The following is an 18,729-nucleotide window of genomic DNA, read 5'->3' as shown; positions in this document are numbered from 1 at the left end:
TGAGGGCGTTCCAACCCGCAACAATACTTCATGAGCCACCCCTTAAAACAGCCGAGCTACACAATCGCTTTGATAGGACGACTTGGTTGAAATGTAGATAAATCTAGTGGCTTTGGGGTCTCAGTGTCAGTGCCTTTTTTTGAACTATGTTGATGTGATGGCTTAAAGCCAAGTCAACACGCGTTCACCCATTGTTCGGTCTAACTCTGTGCAAGTCATATCCGAAAAATTGTCGCTACCGCTTAGCAAAGAAAATACTTCCAGCGCTATCTTGGGAAAAACTTTAGCTCTCAAGCTAGAGGTAATTATTTTTCAAAACGTCGTATGCTATGATGCCGAATGCAGCTAGCAACTTGTATTTATTGCTATTTTATTTGCAAAGGAATGTAAGTACTTTAGTTCCGAGGACTTTTGAAGCGATCAATTCACCTCAGCCCTCATGCTCCCATCAGCTTCTCAAACAGCTTCGTGTGTTCGGGAAATTGCTCAGTAAGCTGCTGCTGAATACCCAACTCCATATCTGCAAAATCAAACCCTGGTGAAACCGCTTCACTGATCAGGCCGTATCCCGCCAGTCCATTTGTAAGCTGCGAAGCTTTCCAGACGCCACCCGGTACATGCAACTGCAAACATTGTCCGGCGATTATATCGCTGCCCATCACAACCGTTTTTAATGTGCCGTCCGGAAAAATCAGGCTGTACTGAATCGCATCTCCCGCATGGTAGTAATGCACGATGTCCGATTGGTTCAGATGAAAATGACCTATCGGCGAATCCTTGGTCAGCAAGTAGTAAATGGATGTCATCAGGTAGCGCCGGCCCCCAGCGGTCTCAACCATCGCGTGGTGATCGGTTTGAAAGGTTCTGCGGTAGAAACCGCCTTCCATGTGGGGTTCCAGGTTCAGTGCTGCGATCACAGCCTCAGCGCTGGGAATGTGTTTATCAAAGGGATTGGTAGTCATGTTGATTGAGCCCTCCAGCCTTTGAAATAGAGTGCGGCCAATGCACTAGCCCTATTATAGATATCAATATGATTAATAATAACTATGCTAAATAGCTCTTTAGTAGAGCTAGCCATTAGAGGTTGAACGCACGGGTAATAACTACCCTCGCCCACTATTGTTATATAAATAAAACAGGCCTGTGTTACTTGAAGCATGGGCTGCGAGCGTCGGGGCTACGATGAAGAAGCCTGTGAGCCCTGTCGGCAGAAATCAGAAGACTCCATCGGACAACGAACTCCTAAGGTTGAAAGACGATCCAGCGCTTAGAACCTCCCTCACGCAGATACTCGCGGAGCGAAATCGTTTGTGTGCTGATAGAGTTCGACATTGCCGCTCTGGATACGCCGAGGTGTGGGAGCGAACAAATCAGATTAATAGCTGCTCGGTGAGCAAAATTGCGACAGCACAAAGCCGGCCTTTGCATATTGATCCCGGTACAAAATCGAGGATTGGCACAACCTTTCCGTCGCCTTCTACAGCTACCAGAGGTGCACAGCCCCCATACCCAAGGCTTAAAAACGCCTTGGGCGCACTGTTTGCCAGCGCTCTAGAAATCAGAGCATCCATTCTGTTTATCACTGGCCACGCAGGAGCTCAGCTTGGGTCGCGACTTGACCAGTGACCACTCACGCGCCAGAACATCGCCTTCCTGCACCGCACTGGCGATGGTGACGCCGGGCGCAGCGCACATCGCGGCGCCACCCATGTTGTGGTCGTACAGCCAGGTGTCCGGGCGCTCGCGGGTCCAATCGGGACGGGCTTCCACAGCCGCCGTCAGGTAATTGGTCCAGGTGCCGGGCACCACTGTCAGCAGGTAGCCCTCTGCCGAAGTGAACGTGCCGCCTACGGAAAAGGTCCCGGGGCGAGCAATCTGCGAGAACTCGCTGTCGGGCGAACCGTTGATGCCATTGCCGGTGTCTCCCAGTACTAACCCGCTGATACTAGTGCGAAACCTCGGTGTTAAGCCAAATGGCCCGGCGCCGGAGCCGATCGTGATCTGCGCCGTGGGCTGCTGCAGGTAGATGAAGTGATTGTCACCCGCCGTCGCCGCAAGCCCCGCAGCACTGGCACAGGCGCCGCCGAAAGCGCAGCCATAAAGGTTCGGCAGGCTGCCGGAGCCGGCCAGTGCACCACGGTTCTCGCCAATCCAGGTGTTTGCCCATATTTGCCAGAAACTGCTGGCTGAAATGGTCTGCCCAGTGGGGTTCTGCAGGCGGCCACCGGTTACCAACACGGCGCTGCCAGCGGTGGCCGTGACAGGTTGATCCAGGGTCAGGTCACCTTGCAGATTGCGTATGAACACACTCCCGGCCTGGACGCCGGAAACGCCATCGACGGTGCCGATGCTGAGGTTGTCCCGGTTAGTAAAGGAAAATGCTTGAGCGGCGTGACCGGCTAGAACGTGAGGGGCGTTGCCAGAATTGTTGAGCAGTACGTTGCCAGCTGCACTTTCCACCAACAGGCTTTCGGAATTGATATCTGCTCCGGCTATCTGTGTGACGTCACCGCTCGATGCGCGCAACACCACCTGGTTGGCACGAACACCGGCAGCACCAGCGACATTACCCAAGGTAAGGCCGGTACCATTGGTGTAGCTGAATGTCTGCGCGGACTGACCTGCCACCACACGCGAAGCGTTGCCGGCATTGTTCAATTGAACACTTCCCCTGGTGCTGATCGCCAGCAGGCCGTCGGTGACGACATTAGCGGCAGACGATTGCAAGAGATCGCCCTCTTCCACTGTCAGCACGGTATTTGTACCCGCACGGGTGCCCGCCAATTGCCGCTGAATCGAGGCATCCCCGGACATTGATCCGAATGCCAGGTCATCAAGCAATAGATCGTCGGTTCGATCAGTGACGCGAAGCTCCGTGCCAGCGCTGCCGGCAAACCGACCAATATCATTACTGAGGTTCAATAGAACGCTGGCATTACGTGAGCTCGCCACGAGTTGCCCCGTAGTAATAATGCCGGTCTCACTTTGGCTCACGGGGCCATCGGCCAATAACGCGAGCGTACCGTCGGCCATATTCAACGGTGCGCGAACATCAATGGAGCCGCCACTGCCTTCGGCTTGCAGGGTCAGCTGGGTGCCATCGCCGATAGATATATCGCTGGCCACGACAATCGAACCGGTTTGAATATCGCTGCCAAGGATCAACAAGGGGGTAGTTACCTGGTCGATGATGTCCTGGCTGATCCGGAAATTGCTGACGGGGGCGTCCCCGTCAAATCCGCCACCCAGCTGGATAGGGGTTGAAACGTGATCCGTTAATTCACCGTCAGAGGTCACGCCGCCTGGGCGAAAATTAACCGCCACCGTCCCTCCAAGCGTACTGTTGTCGATGGCCAAAGCGATCTGGTCCGGATTGTCCGTGGCAGCTCGCAGCTGTAGTAGATTCCCGGCGGAAATCGCTGTGGCATTGATCTGCAGTCCCATGGCATTCGTGTTTCCAACTGCTTCACCTGCGAGACTTACATTGCCGCGCTGAGAACTAACCACACTGTCCAGCGATGAGCTATCGAAAATTACTGCTGCGCCGGCGGATGACGCAGCCACTCGCCCCCGTACATCAATGTTCCCCTGATCGGTCGTGATACTACTACCCACTATCTGCAGGGCTACTCGGTCTTCAAGTTCATCACCAACTTCCCCTGCCTGACCCAACAGAGTAATAATGCCACTCTGCGTTTCAATCGTACTATCAAGTATGTTAACTCCCATCACCCCGTCTGGAGTGAAGCCTTGTAGCAGTACCGCTCCACTAGCAGTCGAAACAAGACTGTCGTCCTCAAGTGAAACACCGACTTCATGGGATGAGCTGCCAAACAAACTTACATTTCCGCTGTCGGATACGACATCAGTGCCCGACGACAGCAGCGCAGTGGAGTTTACCGAACTGCCGCTAATCGCTATGTTGCCACCCACTGATTCAAACCGGCCGCCCGATGTCTGCACGCCAACAGAGTCATCTGAATGACCACTGATCGTTACGCTTCCATTGTTCGAAATGAAATCACTGTCCGTCAACAGTACACCTTGGGAACCTGATGACCTCCCCGCTACGACCACATCCCCGCTGAGTACATTCAACTCAGTCTCGGACCAGTCTACGCCGGTGGCAGCCACTGAAACTCCACTCAAGGCAAAGCGTCCACTCTCACCACTGATGATACTGTCTGATACCTCGACACCCGTGGATTCATTAGAACGTCCACTTACGCTGATATCTCCACTGGAGTTATTCAGGCTGCTACCTGACAACTGCACGCCGAGGGTACTTACAGAAATACCTGCCAGCGCTACGTTTCCTGCAACACTGCCCACTTCGCTGTCGACGACCGCCAGGCCAGACAAACCCTGGTTTGTACTACCGAAAATTGAAACGTTCCCAGCGCTTGAAAAAATCCGGCTGTCATTTTCAATCCTCACGCCAGAATCTACGAAGCTGCTGCCCAATAGGGCAATAGTGCCGGTATCGGACTCAAGTGAGCTGTTATTGACTATGACCCCAATAGCATTTGCCTCAGGTCGTTGCCCTTGAATCGCTATGCCTCCGGTCGACGTGCGTATATCCACACCAAAAAGATTTACAACCGTATCGCCCGCTGTATGGCTCCCCATCACGACCGAGCCGTTTCCTGAGGATGTGTCTATCTGCAAGTCGCTGAGAATAATAGCGGGGATGTCTCCAAGCGGTGAAGTCGAAACCGGACCTGCTCCTCCTCCGAGAAAAGTAACGTTCCCACCGTTAGTTCTTATTACAGATCGGGTATCCACAACTCCGTTATCATCTATATCAACATCATTGAGGCCACCGCTGACAAATGAAAAGTCTATATCTCCCGCAGTCGGACGAAAACCATTAGCATTGGCGTTGAATGCCACATCCAAAGGACCTGCTTCAGAGACGATAAAAAAGTTACGCCCTAGAATATCTTCGTTTGCATCAAAGCGCAGTTCCAAGGGATTGCTCCCTGCACTCCGTCTTATATAGACGCCATCCTCAATTGTAATCCGGCCTCCCACGTTCGAAGCGGTCGCCGGCTCGGTATGAACTCGCACATTGCTGCCACTATTCAGCGATACATTAATAGCACTATCCAAAACCACCGAGTTCGCTGCTGTCACTAGATCAAAGGGATTTTCCAAGGCGCAGCAACCGTCACCAGAATCGTGCGATACCCGGATGTTGACAGGGTCAATCGACCAGGTACCCGCTGGTTGCCCGGCAGCACCGGCTGCATCCACCCTCACTCTGGCAAGGTTTACAGCCTGCGCAGAAGTTTCGACAGAGCCACCGATTCCACTGCCTGCACCACGCGCTTGCAGGCTCCCATGGGCTGTCAAGCTTCTCCCACCCTGCAGGTTCAACGTACCGCCATTGCCATCGCCAAGGGCATTGGCGTTCAGACTGGAACCGATGGCCAGTGCCGCCGACTCTTTGGCCACGATATCGATACGACCACCGCCAGACGCACCACTGACATCCAGTACAGCCGTGTTGTTGAGGTAGAGACCCGCACCACCAATGCGAATATGACCACCGGGTGCGCCGCCGACACCACTGGCATCCAGCGTGCCACCAATCTCGACACGGTTGCCACCGAGCGGAACAGGGTCATTGTCTGTCTTGGTGGCAACTGCCAGAATAATTTCTCCTCCATGATTCTCCAACGAATGCGCCCGCAGTATGCCCCTCTGGTTGACCACCAGCGGCGCTACTGCATTGCTGTTCGCGAATACCTTTACGCGCCCGCCATCAGCCTGCACCAGGCCAGTCTCAGTGTTCTCCACCAGGGCCAGTTGGTCTAGTTCGGTGCCAGGAATGTTGAAATTCGTCAGCCCATCACCTTGGAAATCCAGTGTCACTTGCCGCGCGGACACCAGTGCAGCAGTCCCGCCATCAGCCTTGATACTGCCTTCGTTACGCACCACTGCGCCGAGCAAGGCAATCGTGCCACCAGGTCCAGCCTGTAAATTGCCACTGTTGATGACTGCGGCGTTGTTACCGACTGCCCGGCTGAAATTCCAGCGACCGGCATTAAAATCATCATCTGAAATGTTCAGGGTCGAAGCTACCAACCCACCTGTACTCACCCTGGAACTTGCGCCAAACACCATGCCGCTGGGGTTGACCAGAAACACCCGACCGTTGGCCGTAAGGCTACCGGCAATGGTCGATGGCAAGCCGCCGTTGACGCGGTTGAGCATGATGCTGCTGACACCCGGCTGACTGATATTTACGCCTTGCCCTTGGTCTATGGAAAACGAGTTCCAGTTAACAATCGCGCGGTCGGTGCCCTGTTGCAGGTTCATAACCCCGGGCGTAGCCAGACTCTGGGTCACCGACCCACTCACCGGGTTGAATCCCTCCGGCAAGGCCAATGCCAACCCCGGCATAGCCAGGCAAGCTAACGCCAAGACCAGTGGATGCAGCGCGAAGTTACTGTTCACGCGCCGGGAATGGCCAGGGTCAACGTGCACGTCACCACCGAGACTTGCGTTCATGATCGCCTCCACATTCAGAACCACTTTTGTAATTCCACGAAAAACCTCGGCTGCCGGTCGCCGCCGTCGGTTACCCCTGGGCCATTCAAGCCCCAGGCCAGTGACATGTTGATCAGAAAGTCGGCGGGCTTGGCGATGACCAGGCCTATACCGGTGGCGCTGAGGGTCTGCCAGTTCTCCACGGCCACTGGCGCATCATGCAGCTGCCGGCCGCGCCCGAAGTCGTAGAACAGGTACGGGGTCAATAACTCGCTGGCCGACCAGCGCCATTCGACTGTGCTGAGCATGCCGTCGTCGACCAGCACTTCACTGGTGGCATAGCCGCGTACCGCATGGGCACCGCCCAGGGCGAGCTTTTCCGAGGAGTCCAGGTTACGGCTGGCCATTTGGCCACCCACGGACAAGTACAGGCTCTGGGTGGACGTCACCCCCTGCAGCCGCGCCAGGCTACCGCTGAGCTTGAAGAAGTCACCGGCGGTATGCAGGCCGAACGGGCCACTGTCGAGTTCTTCGGCCTCGTCATCCTTGAAGCGCAAATGTCCGTAGTAGAGTTCCCCGTTGCTGGACCAATAGCCGCCACCGAGCCAGTTGTCGCGGCGCTCCCAACCCCAGCCCTGGCCGATGCCGTAGATTTCCTTGCGGCTTTTCCAGTCAAACTCGTCGAAGCGATCTTCCAGGCGCCGCTGTTCCAGGCGCGTGCGCAGCAGCAGGTTCTGCGAACGTTGGCGCATCAGCGGCCAACTCAGCAGCGCTTCAGTGACGTAGGCTGTACCAGTGGCGCCGAGCTCAGAGAAAGCGCCGCCCAGGTCATATTCGACCCGTGAAAAACCCACCCCGGCGCGCAGGCCGTCGCCATTCAGGGGGCGGTCGTAGGCGACCCGCCCGTAATTGACGCCGTTGCCGTTGGAAAACAGTGCATTCAGATCGAGGTTGTCGCCCACGCCTGTCGGGCTCGCCCAACGCGCCGAACCACCGGCGCGTGCTCTGCCGCTTTCCTTGGTACCGTTGTTGTCGGCATTCAGTGCAAACGACCAGCGAGGAGCGGCTGTGACTTCGACCACCAGGTCCGTGGTGCCAGGCTCCACACCCTCCTGCAATCCCGATTGAACCTTGACCCCGGGCTGGTCGGAAAGCAGCAGCATCGCCCGCTCGTAACTGTCCGCACGCAATGGCTGGCCCGGCTCAAGCGGTGCCATATATTTGCGAACCCATTCTTCGGACAGGGGGGCACTGGGGTCCACCTGGAGTAGCACTTTACCCAGGCGCCCTTCGAGCACAGTGATTTCCACCACACCGTCGCTTACCTTCTGCGCCGGCACGATGGCCTGGGCAAGAAAATACCCTTCGCTGTGATACAGGTTGGTCACCTGTTGCGCCAACTGCTCCAACTGCGCCAATCCGACAGGACGCCCGACATAGTTGGCAGCCAGTGCCTGCAGCCGTTGTGGGGGGAACTGCCGAGCGCCATTGAAGCGTATTTCCCGTAATACCACCGTCGGCCCCGTGCTGACCGTGTTTGCCGACGGCGCTGCTTTGGGAGTCGGCGCCTCCAATTTCTCACCGGGGTTGCACGATGCACACAGGTTGCTATTTGCACCGGGCAGGAGTTGCAGATCACCGGTGTTGGGCGCGAGTTCGGCAGCCCAGGCCGGGTGACAGCTGAGCAGACCCATACAGGCAACAGTCGTCCAGCGCCCTTGCGGTCTGGCCAGCGACCACAGTGAGGCCCAGCTTTGCCAAGCGCCACGTGTTTGATTCACACGCTTGTGCATATCACTCTCCTACTGTCAGTCGCCAGTTACCGATCAGGTTGAACGGTGCCCAGAAGAACGGATGGGCCGTGCGCGGTTGATGCAGTACCGCCAGCTGCCCGGCCTGCATGGCCCGTTGCAAGTCCGTGCCGCGTGCAAGCTCGCGGTACAGGGTGCGCATCAGCAGCTCGGCGGCATCATCGGAGACCGGCCAAAGCGAGACGATCAGTGCCGAAGACCCGGCCATCAGGAAGCCTCGGGGAAAGCCTTGCACTTCATCGCCGCGATCGACCCGCCCCAGGCCCGACTCGCAGGCCGACAGCGTGACAAGCGCAGTATTGGAGAGGTTCATGCCACTGAGTTCGCTGACTTCCAGGAAGCTGCGCTGCCCGCCTTCGTTGGCCAGCAGAATGCGCGAGTGCAAGGGGTCGAGACGATCCGCCTGGGCGTGCGCGGCCATGTGCAGCAGCGGTGAGCCATCGGCCTTGGCGCGAAACGCAGTCTTGGTGGCCGACGCGCCGATGAACAACTGATTGCGCGGGAACAGTTGGGCCAATTGCTTGACTTCCCGCGAGGCGCCAGGCAAGTCCAGGCTGTCTTCCACGCGCGGGTTGCCGAACGCGGTGAGGCTGGCGTGGACTTTCGGGGTGCGCTGGGCCAGGCCCAGGGCAATGTTCGTCGAGGGCGCCAGCGACAGCGGATGGCGCTCGATCAACCAGGCCCCATCGACACGCAGTGCCTGGAACGGCAAGTAGTGCAACGGGCCATGGGGGACGATGATCAAACGCTGGCCCGACTTGAGCTGCATTGGCCCGAGCAGCGCCCCACCCAGTTTGTCGGCCACCGCCACCGCACTCTGGCGCCCGTTGGCCAAGGCGTCGCGAAAGGCTTCGACCAACTGCGTCAAGCTCTTCGAATCGATCGCCAGGCTGTGGCTTTCCAGCATCGTGGGGCCCACGGTCCAGCTCAACAGCCGATCGGGCAGCACATGAAACTGCACCACCCGCTCATCCGCCGCCAAGGCTGCCTGCATTTGCGCTAGGCTCTGTGTGCGGGTCATGTCCTCGGGCACTGGCGAGCGCTCGCGCACCGCATCGCGCAACGCCCTGGCGCGGCTGCGCTCACTGGTCTGAAAGGCGCTGGCATCGTCACCCTGGTCGGCATAAAAGCCGATGGCCCGCTCGAAAATACTTTGCACATCCGAGAACAAGCCCATCTTGAATTCGTCGCTATGGAAACTGGCGCGCATGCCATCGAGCTCTTCCAGCGCCTTGCCATAAGCCTCGGCGGTCGCCTGTTTGTTGCCTAGCGCGGCCTCGCTGCGGGCTACGCCGTCCCAGGCCCAGACGCGGTAATAAGCGCTATCCGTGCTGGGCGGGTGTTCGGCCAGTTGCCGATAGAGCGCGCTGGCCTGACGCGGCTGCCCCTCGGCCAGGAGCAGCCGCGCCTCGGTGCGTTGCAGCTGCGCGGCCTGGGCAGGTTCCCCGGGTTTGTTCAACGAGTTGAATAGCTGGCGGGCTCGAGGCAGATCGCCCGAGTCGATCAATGCATTGACCAGCGATGCCTGGATCAAGGGTTTGTAACGTTCCGATGCCCCCGCCAACGCTTGCTCGTAGCTGGCGATCGCGGCGCGATAGTCGCCTCTTCGGGCTTGCACGTCGCCGATGACTTTGTAGGCAGGGCCGACGACCTTCTGCGGATCCTTGGCGGGCAGGCGCAGCGCTTCACGGGCGAACGATTCGGCCTTGTCCAGTTGCCCGGCATAGCTGAAGGCAATCGCCAAATCGCGACTGGCCACGGCTTGAAGGTTGGGGTCGTTATTGGTCTTGGCCAGGTACAGCGCTTTACCCGAAGCCCGCGCGCTCAGGCGCAACTCGCCGCTCTCGGCCAGGGCCACCGCCTGACTGCAATACTGATAACCACTGAGCTTCAACGGGTCCTGCTGATAGAGCACGGCGCCCTCCTCCGTCAGGCCCAGCATGGTGTCGGCATCTGCAAGGGATGAAGCGGAGACCGCGGCTACCGCCGATTCGGCACCAGGCTTGTCAGCGGCGTCTGAAAGTGGGGCCCAGACCATTACCAGCAACGTCAGGGAGATGCACACCGTTTGCAAGCCAAGGGTCCTGTCCATTTGTCGCTCATCTCTCAGTGCACGGGGCACGCGCTGACGTGTGCCGCTGAGCCAGGCAAATTGCCGGCCCCGGTATGCTGAGGAAGTCTAGGGGGTGGATCCAACCAAGCCCACTGGCTAAAGGGGGTAGAACGAATGGTGCGCTACGCGCTTTACCATCGAAAGCGGAGTGTCAGATACCTTCGAGGCTGCTGGCGGTGACCACCGCCTCGGTGCGATTGCGTACGTTGAGTGCCCGAAAGACCGCCGCAAGATGAATCTTCACCGTGCCTTCACTGATGCCCAATTCGCGTGCGATCAGCTTGTTGGGCTTGCCTTGAGAGAGCAGCCGCAGCACGTCCACCTGGCGCTCGGTCAGCAGCTGGCTCAAGGTTTCCAACGAAGTACTGACCTGCATATGGGCGCTGGGAGACATGGGTGTGGAAGTGCTATAGGTGCCCGGCGCACCGAGCAGCATCGGCGGAATATAGATGCCCCCGACCAGCACCAGGCGCACCGCCGACAACAGAACGTCGGCACTGTAAGCCTTAGGGATAAAGCCCAGCACCCCAAGGTCCAGTACCGCACGCATCACCCGCACATCGTCGGACCCTGAAAGAACAATCAAGGGCAATGCGGGAAACTGTCGACGTAACTGCGCAATATGCGCATAGCCCTGTGCACCCGGCATCGCCAGATCGACCAAGGCAAGGTCCAGGTCGTCGCTGGCCACCTGGAACAATTCATCGACACGAGACGCACAGCGAAACTCGATCTCACCTTCCAACTGAGCCAGCTTGGCCTGAACGGCTGAAACCACCAGAGCATGATCATCAGCAATCAAGATCTTCATCGTCGGTGACCTTCGTTGACTGTTAATGCTCACTTTAACTCGTACGTCCGACTGACAGCATAGGCCACCCCACCTACGCCATCTGGAATATAGCAAGTGGCCTTAGCCGCCTGAAAGAATGCCAGCAGTCACTTTTGGAATCGCTGAGCATGGACAGACGCCAGCGCCTGGCCTTTTGGGCACTCATAGCCGGTCTGGGGTATGGCGGACACCTGATTGACGACGGTCACGCCCTGGCGGCGATCGTGCGCCCGGGCACCGCCCCTGCCCAGACACCGGGCAATGGTTGGCGCGAGGACAAGGGCATCTTGTTTCGCATCGTACCTGGCCCGGTGTCGGGGCAAGACGGGGCTCAAGCAAAAGCTGCCCCGGCATACAGTCTGCTGTTCGGCACTCTGCACTTCGGCTCGCCCCAAGAGCTTGACCTGGTCCCCAAACGACTGCAGCAGAAGGTCCGCCAGATGCACACCTTTGTCGCCGAAGTCGACACGACCGAACCCTGGCGGCAAGCCTTGCAACGCTATCGTCTGCTCGATGGCAACATGGCGTTGTCCGACCTCATCGGCCCCCAGCGCTTTGCGAATCTGTGCAAGCTGTTGCCACGGATTTCGCGCGATCAACTCGAACATTTGCGCCCTTGGGTGGTGCTGGCCTTGCTCGAGGGCCGCGGTGAAAGCCCGACAAAAGCCTCGCTCGATGACAAGCTGCAAGACTGGGCGCGGCACGCACGTTTACAGATCCACGCCCTGGAAACCCTTGAGCAGCAATTTGCCGCGCTCGATTGTGTCCCCCCGCTGGAGCAGGCCCTGGTACTGCGCCAACGCCTGGATCAAACGGATGATTTCCATGCCCAGGCTGCGCGAGTGTTGGGGTACTACCGAGCGCGAAACCTGCCGGCCTGGCTCGACGAGGTCAACTCCCCCGAGGGTCTGGATAGCCATGGCGTCGCCCTGGAAAGACGCGCGCGCCAGTGCCTTCTGGAAACCCGCAACGCCCGCTGGCTACGTCAACTGTCGGTGCAGCTACGGTCAGGAGGGGTGTTCGTTGCGGTCGGCGCGCTGCATTTGACAGGCCCCCAGGGCTTGCTCGAAGGGCTGCGCCAGCAAGGCTACTCCGTCTACCCAGAAATGCTGTAAGCCGGGAGAATATGATGGCGAACGCTCAAGTCTTCTGGGGTCAAGGTGCCTTCCTCACCCCTCAGCACCTGCAGCAACAGGACGCCTGGCTTCAAGACTACAGCCTGCGCTTGCATCGCCAGTTCAGCCCCTACCCCACTGGCTTTTGCACCTTGCGCCTGAACACCGAAGGGCTCGACAGCGGCGTCTTCGACATTCCCGGATTCAGTCTGCTCAGCCGCAGCGGCGAATGGATCACCGGCGGCTCGCAGAACACTGGCGAACCGGGCAATGCCCACCTGCCGGAGCGTTCCCTGAGCAGCCTGGTCATCAGCTCGGTCGAGCCGATCAGCCTGTACCTGGTGCTCGCCCAGGAGAAACAGCTCGCGGGTTTGCAGACCTCGTCATCTCCGGCCGCTGGCGACAGCGGACTGCCGGCCAGGCATGCATTGCGCAGCGATCGGGTGATCGACCCTTATGACGTTCAAGCCGCCGAAGCCGACGTCGATTACCTGGTTTACCAGCTGCGCATCGTCACCAGCCTGGATGAAAACGCCGAAAGTCTGTTGCGCCATTGCGAGGCGTTCAAGGTGGCCGAAATCGTGCCGAACGGGCCTGGCCGTTTTCGACTGTCCAATGATTTCATCCCGGCCTGTACCGCCCTGGGTGCTTCCAGCGTGCTCAGCCGCTGGACCCGCAATCTGCATGATCTGCTGCTCTCGCGCGGCAATGATTTTGCCGCCTTGAAACGCCAGCGTGGTATCCGTGCAGCCTCTACCAGTGCGCAGGAGGTCATGCGCGTACTGATGATGCAAACGTTCGCCCGATACGTTCCCCTGCTTGGCGAGCTGGTACGCCTGGAGTCAGTCTGCCCGTGGGTGCTGTATCTGGATCTACGTCGGTTAGTGGCCGAGTTCTCGGTATTCTCCGAAGACGTCGGCTATTGCGGAGAACTGCGCGGGCGCAGCGACAGCGAGCTACCGGCCTACGACCATAACGATCTGCGGCATTGTTTTGCCAATGTCTTCGCCAGGGCCGAGAGCCTGATCAAGGCGCTGACCGTGGGTGCCGAGGTCGGCATCACGTTGGCGCACGACGGCCACTACTACAAAGCCGACCTTTCACCTGCGTTGTTCGAATCGGACAAGACCCGCTTTTATCTGGCCTTTGAATGCGACCTGCGAGGCGTGGAGTTGGCCGATCGGCTGCAACGCACCGGCAAGATCGCGTCTCTGGATGAAATGCCGCGCCTGCTGCAAGCGGCGCTGTTTGGCCTGAAGATCGACTTGCTGGCGGTGGCGCCTGAAGAGTTGCCACAACGCAGCTCCAACACCACCTACTTCATGATCGATACCCACCACCCCTTCTGGCAGCTGATTCGTGAGCGTCGCAGCATCGCCGTCTTCACCGACCTGTCACCGGACTCGCTGGTCATCAAGCTGTTTCCGGTGCAGGCACAGGAGTGACCATGGCCCGCCCTAGATTGCTCGACCTGTTTTCTCAAACCCTGTCATTCGGGCTGGACCTGGATGAGCGCATTGCCGAGGGCACCGTCAAGGAACAGGCCAACGAGTTGCAGCAAAGCCTGCGTGAAATGCTCAGCCAGGCGCGCAGCCGTGCGTTGGCCGCGGGCAAACTACCCGAGCAGGTAGAACGCGCAGCCTTTGCCGTGGTGGCCTGGTTCGACGAAGTGCTGACCCGCAACCCGCGCTGGTTGCATACCGTCACGCCGTTACAAGTGACGCTGTTCAACACCAACAATGCCGGCAATGAGTTCTTCGAGAAACTCTCCTCCTTGCGCAGCGAAGAAGATGAAGTGCGCGAGCTTTACTATCACGTCCTGCTGCTGGGTTTCGTCGGTCAGTACTATTACGAAACGAGCGAGCACGGCGAGCTGGCCAAGCTTAAGGAGTTGCATGCACGGCAGTTGCCACTGGCCCCGGTGGCGCTGCACTCCTTGGGCGAAGACGGCATCACCGCCCAGCCTTATGTCGAAAAGGACCCCTCAGGACCACGCTATCCACGGCAGTGGGACCAGTTGCTGCTTAAGGGCGCGGCGTTGCTCGCCCTGATCATCCCGTTGGGTTATCTGGGCTGGTTGCTGCTGGCCACGCCACAGGAGCGGGGGCCGACACTGGCCGAGCGCGTCGAACGCCAACTTCAAGGCTATCAGTGCGCCGACCTCTCGGCCCAGGTCGCCGAAAACGGTACCACGCGCGTGACCGGCTATCTGCCGCGCAGTGAGGACGTGACACGGCTCAGCCAGGAAATCCAGGCGCTTGAAGGCGTGAAGCAGGCCACCTTCGACCTCGCCGTGCACATATGGCCGCATTGTGAAGCCGTCGCCTTGCTCAAGCCTTGGCGTGAACGCAACCAGGCCGATCATCGCGGCCTTTCGGTCACTCCCCGGGCCGGTCACGCTGCGATGTTCAGTGAGGGTGAACGGGTGATCGTCAAGCTGCATCAAGCCAATTACGACGGTTACCTGTACGTCGACTATTACACCGTCGATGGCCAGGTCATCCACCTCTACCCCAATCGGCGCGAGCCCGACAGCGGCCGGCGGATCAATGCCGGTGAAGCCTTCACGGTCGGCGAGCGGATTGCCGAAGGCTGGGAAGTCGGACCTCCGTTCGGGCAGGAAATGATCAGCGTGATCGCCGTGGACAAGCCGCTCTACCCCGCCGAGCGACCGGAATTCGAGCCCGCCTCGGACTATTTACCTTACCTGCGTGGATTGCTGGAAGCACGGCGCGACGATGCAAACCTGCTCTCCGACTTCCTGTTCCTGCAAACTGAAGCCAAGCGGTGACCCTGACATGAACATTGCCCACCAACTTGAGCGCAATGCCGCCCGCCTGGCTCGGGTGCCGGGCTTGAGCCGCCCCCCTGTCTACCGGGGTGCAGCCTTGCTGTTAGTGATTGCTGGGCTGGTCGGGCTCTACCTGTTTGCGCGCTACACCGTGCCGGTACTGCCGGTTGGTTTCTGGCGGCTGTGCGCGTTCTGCCTGACGGCACTGGCTGTGCTGTGGTGGTTCTTGCGCGGGGCCCGGCGATTCTCGCAGCACGGGCGAACTCGTCGCCAATTGGGCGACCTGGGCCCTGGCAACCCTGAAGACGAGCGCCTGCCGCTACAGCGCATGCAGCAGGAACTGGCCCATGCCCGGCACATCATTGCCCGTTCACCCGATATCGCCCGCGGGCGCAACCCGCTCTATCGCACTCCCTGGTTCCTGTTTGTCGGCGACCAGCAGAGCCAGGTCGCCGCATTGCTCGCCAGCGCCTGCAAGGTTTCACCTTTTCCCGCCCCGAAACGTGAGCCGAATGCCGATGATCAGCATTGGTACTGGTGGTTCTTCAAATCCATGATCGCCATCGAAAGCCATTGGTGCCTGGTCAGCGATCCACACCAGCGCCTGGAGCGAGGCCTGTGGTACCAGGCCCTGCAACTGCTGGCCAATGACCGCGACCGATTGCCGTTGAACGGCTTGGTGGTCTGCGTCGGCGCGACCACGTTGCTGCAAGAGCCGGACGCGATACGGGCAGTCGCCATGCGCCTGCGCCGACTGACCGACGAGGCCCTGGAACACCTGCAGATACAGATGCCCATCTACCTGGTGGTCACAGGCCTGGAACAACTGCCCGGGTGTCGGGAGTTTTGTGCGGCGCTACCGGCTCAGGCACTAGATCGAGCGCTCGGCCATCGCCTGCCCGCCAATGCCCCGATCAGTGCAGCCACCAGTCAGCAATTCGATGAGCTCTACGGTCCCATCGTTCAACGCTTGCAAGCGTTGCGCATGAGCGTGCTGCGCGAGCAGCAGGAACCGCACGGGCGCTACGCCACTTGGTCCTTCGTCGACAGTTTGAGCCGTCTCGGGACTGGACTGCACAGCCTGGTGACGCTGATGCTCGAAGACAATCCGTTCCAGCGTACGCCGCAATGGCGCGGGCTGTACTTCACCGCCTCTGGAACCCCCGAAAGCGGCCTGCCGGCGCAAGGCGCCTTTATCAGCGACCTCTTTACCCGCCTGCTCCCGGCGGACCAGCCTCTGGCCAGCCCGAGCCTGCGCGGCAACACCCGTAGAATGACCAGCGCCGCCGTCGGCGTGCTGGCGCTGCTCGGGCTGTCGGTGATCTTCAGTGCCGGGCTGTCTGATGTGCACAAGGACGATGGTCGCCTGCTGCAACAAACCCGCCAGGCTTGCCAGGAACAAAGCAGCCACGGCGCTGCAGCGCGCATTGGTTGGTTGGCAAGGTGCGGGCGTACCATCGAGCATCTGGAAAGCGATGCTGCCACCGGCATCGGACTTGGCCTGCGTCAGGCGGATTCGGATATCAGCCGCTTGAAGAGCCAAGTGATCAAGGAGTTTTCCAACCTGATCCTTGCGCCCTACGATCAGTTGCTCGAGTCCGATCTGAGCCGTGGTCAGGTTGGCCTTGAGCACCTGTTGGCACTCAGCCAGCGCCTGCGCTTGCTGGATCACTGCCGGCGACGAAGCGCAGCGTGCATGGACGAGTTGGCCGGTAATGTGACGTTCGATGCACAGGGACGGCTCTTCGGCCCTTTCGTTTCGGGTGAGCAGGACCCCCAGGCCGACCGCACGCACGCGGCGGACCTGCTCACCACCTACCTGGGCTACCTGCGTTGGCAACAACCGGATGTACTCGATGCCGAAGCCGACCGCCTCAAAACCTTGCTGACGCGGGTACTGACGCTCTACCAGCCGACCCCGGACGATGCCCGCCAATGGGCCAGCAAGCGTCATGACGCCTTGCTGCTGACCGGCTTCTGGCTGCCCGCCGATCAGGTGGTCGGGGTTGACGAGGACAGCCTGCCGAAAGTGGCGGCGGCATTTACCGGCACGGTCTGGAACGATGCGCTGGCGCCCATGCTGAACACCAGCGAAGCATACGCCCCGACGGCTGCCGCACAGCTGGAGGGCTTTCGCAACGCTTATCTCGGCGACTACCTGCTGGAGTGGTCGCGCTTCGAGAGCCAGTTCTTTTCAGGGGTCGAGCTGTGGCGCGGTCGCTACGAAGCGTTGACCCGCCGCGCGGCCACGCACGAAAACCCTTATCGACTGTTGTTTCGCGAAAGCCAGCGCCACCTCGCCACCTTGCCATTGCGTCAGCCGATGTCGGCACGTTGGCAGCAGGCCTGGGCCAGCGCTCGACTGGACTGGCTGGATGCCTGGCGCCCGCTCGGTGCGTTCGTGGGCGAGACATTCAGCGGATGGTTTGGCAGTGCCAAGCTGGTGGACGCCCCGCCCTGGTGGCTGGCGCAACAACACGCATTCCCTCAATTACGCGATCAGGACAGCCTGTACGCCAGCGCCTACCTGCGCTTGCAGCAACAAGGTAACGATCAGGAGCTGTATCGGGTCGCAGCCGAACTGTTTCGCAACGACGGCCAACAAGGTGAGTACGCCACTCTGTTGCAACGCTTCGACAAGCCCGACGAGACCTATGCCAGGCACTTTTCCGCCGCCGACCTGGACGCCTGGCAAGTGATGAGTGGCCCGGCGCGCCTGCTGCTGTTTCTGACCCTGCGCCGTACCGGCGAGTTTATCGAGCAACGCTGGCAGGACAGCGTGCTCGGCGCCTTGCACAACCTGCCACTCGCGCAGCAGCTCGATGCGCTCTACGGCGAAAAGGGCAAGCTCGCCGCCTTTGTTCACGACTGGCTGGCACCCTTCGTCAGCGAAGGTGAGCGAGCGCCCCTGCAAGTGGCTGGCCTTGCCCTGCCGTTGAGCCCGTCCTACAGCGCAATGATTGCCAGCGAACAGCGCCTGCAACCCTTGCTCAACAACCGCGCGCCCTTCCCGGCCGGTAACTTTCAGTTCACCCGTGCCAGCCAGTTCGGCAGCCTCGACGAAGGTCCGCAAGGCACCCAACTGGAGGTGGATTGCAAAGACCGCGTGTACAGCGCCACCAGCAAAGCCGAATCCCTGGCCGATGCACGCACGCGAGTGTACTGGTCCCCCGAACAATGCCCGGAAGCGCGGCTGCGTATCGCCCTGCCCCAGCCGGAACCGGCTCCGCTTCCCACCGCCGCTACCTCGACGGAACCGGCGAGTGCCGTCAGCTCCGTGCCGTCGCCATCCACCTCGCCCGCGCCTGGTGCCCGGTTGACCCGGGTCTACAGTGGCACCGATGGATTTGTACGATTGCTCGACGAATTTCGCGACGGCTCGCGCAGTCTGCGCATTGCCGACTTTCGCGGAGCCTACAGCGCCGCCCAATGGCAGAACCTGCAACCACAACTGGCGGGGCTGGCCAACGTGCGGGTGTATTTGAGTATCCAGCCCTCGGACGAATTGAAGCGCTTTCTCAGCGCACGCAACACGCCCACCAGCGTGCCCACCTCTATCCTGGAGTAAGACG

Annotated in this window: 9 protein-coding genes; 4 read left to right on the top strand and 5 right to left on the bottom strand. The window is 59.7% G+C overall.

Features of this window, described 5'->3' with window-relative positions; translation table 11 throughout:
• Positions 1–437 precede the first annotated feature (437 nt).
• From ACA079_RS15405 to ACA079_RS15385, 5 genes are all read right to left on the bottom strand, one after another.
• Positions 438–962 (bottom strand): cupin domain-containing protein, encoded by a 525-nt coding sequence (locus tag ACA079_RS15405; protein ID WP_497704198.1) that lies wholly within the window; start codon positions 960–962, stop codon positions 438–440.
• A 589-nt stretch (positions 963–1,551) separates the two neighbouring features.
• Entirely contained in the window at positions 1,552–6,516 is a 4,965-nt protein-coding gene (locus tag ACA079_RS15400) for a beta strand repeat-containing protein (protein WP_497704197.1), read from the bottom strand.
• A gap of 14 nt (positions 6,517–6,530) precedes the next feature.
• Complete coding sequence (locus tag ACA079_RS15395) at positions 6,531–8,288, bottom strand: ShlB/FhaC/HecB family hemolysin secretion/activation protein (protein ID WP_497704196.1); 1,758 nt, start codon at positions 8,286–8,288, stop codon at positions 6,531–6,533.
• 1 nt (position 8,289) lies between these two features.
• The gene (locus ACA079_RS15390) at positions 8,290–10,398 is read right to left on the bottom strand and encodes a CHAT domain-containing protein (RefSeq protein ID WP_497704195.1); all 2,109 of its coding nucleotides are present in this window, start codon (positions 10,396–10,398) and stop codon (positions 8,290–8,292) included.
• A 172-nt stretch (positions 10,399–10,570) separates the two neighbouring features.
• The gene (locus ACA079_RS15385) at positions 10,571–11,230 is read right to left on the bottom strand and encodes a LuxR C-terminal-related transcriptional regulator (protein ID WP_497704194.1); all 660 of its coding nucleotides are present in this window, start codon (positions 11,228–11,230) and stop codon (positions 10,571–10,573) included.
• Positions 11,231–11,379: 149 nt separating this feature from the next.
• Between ACA079_RS15385 and ACA079_RS15380 the strand changes: the two genes are divergently transcribed.
• Genes ACA079_RS15380 through ACA079_RS15365 form a run of 4 tightly spaced genes read left to right on the top strand, consistent with a single transcriptional unit; the run spans position 11,380 to position 18,725 of the window.
• Positions 11,380–12,366 carry a TraB/GumN family protein gene (locus ACA079_RS15380; protein ID WP_497704193.1) on the top strand — a complete coding sequence of 329 codons (987 nt, stop codon included), beginning with the start codon at positions 11,380–11,382 and terminating at the stop codon, positions 12,364–12,366.
• Between the two features lie 14 nt (positions 12,367–12,380).
• Positions 12,381–13,811, top strand: coding sequence for a type VI secretion system baseplate subunit TssK (gene tssK, locus ACA079_RS15375; RefSeq protein WP_497704192.1), 1,431 nt, complete (start codon positions 12,381–12,383; stop codon positions 13,809–13,811).
• Between the two features lie 2 nt (positions 13,812–13,813).
• Positions 13,814–15,157 (top strand): DotU family type IV/VI secretion system protein, encoded by a 1,344-nt coding sequence (locus ACA079_RS15370; protein ID WP_497704191.1) that lies wholly within the window; start codon positions 13,814–13,816, stop codon positions 15,155–15,157.
• Between the two features lie 7 nt (positions 15,158–15,164).
• Positions 15,165–18,725: a type VI secretion protein IcmF/TssM N-terminal domain-containing protein gene (locus ACA079_RS15365; RefSeq protein ID WP_497704190.1), complete on the top strand. Its 3,561-nt coding sequence runs from the start codon at positions 15,165–15,167 to the stop codon at positions 18,723–18,725.
• The last annotated feature ends 4 nt before the right edge of the window (positions 18,726–18,729 follow it).

It is taken from the genome of Pseudomonas sp. LBUM1645 (assembly GCF_059716185.1).
The sequence above is the reverse complement of the archived record's forward strand: the minus strand, read 5'-3'. Positions and strand labels throughout refer to the sequence as shown.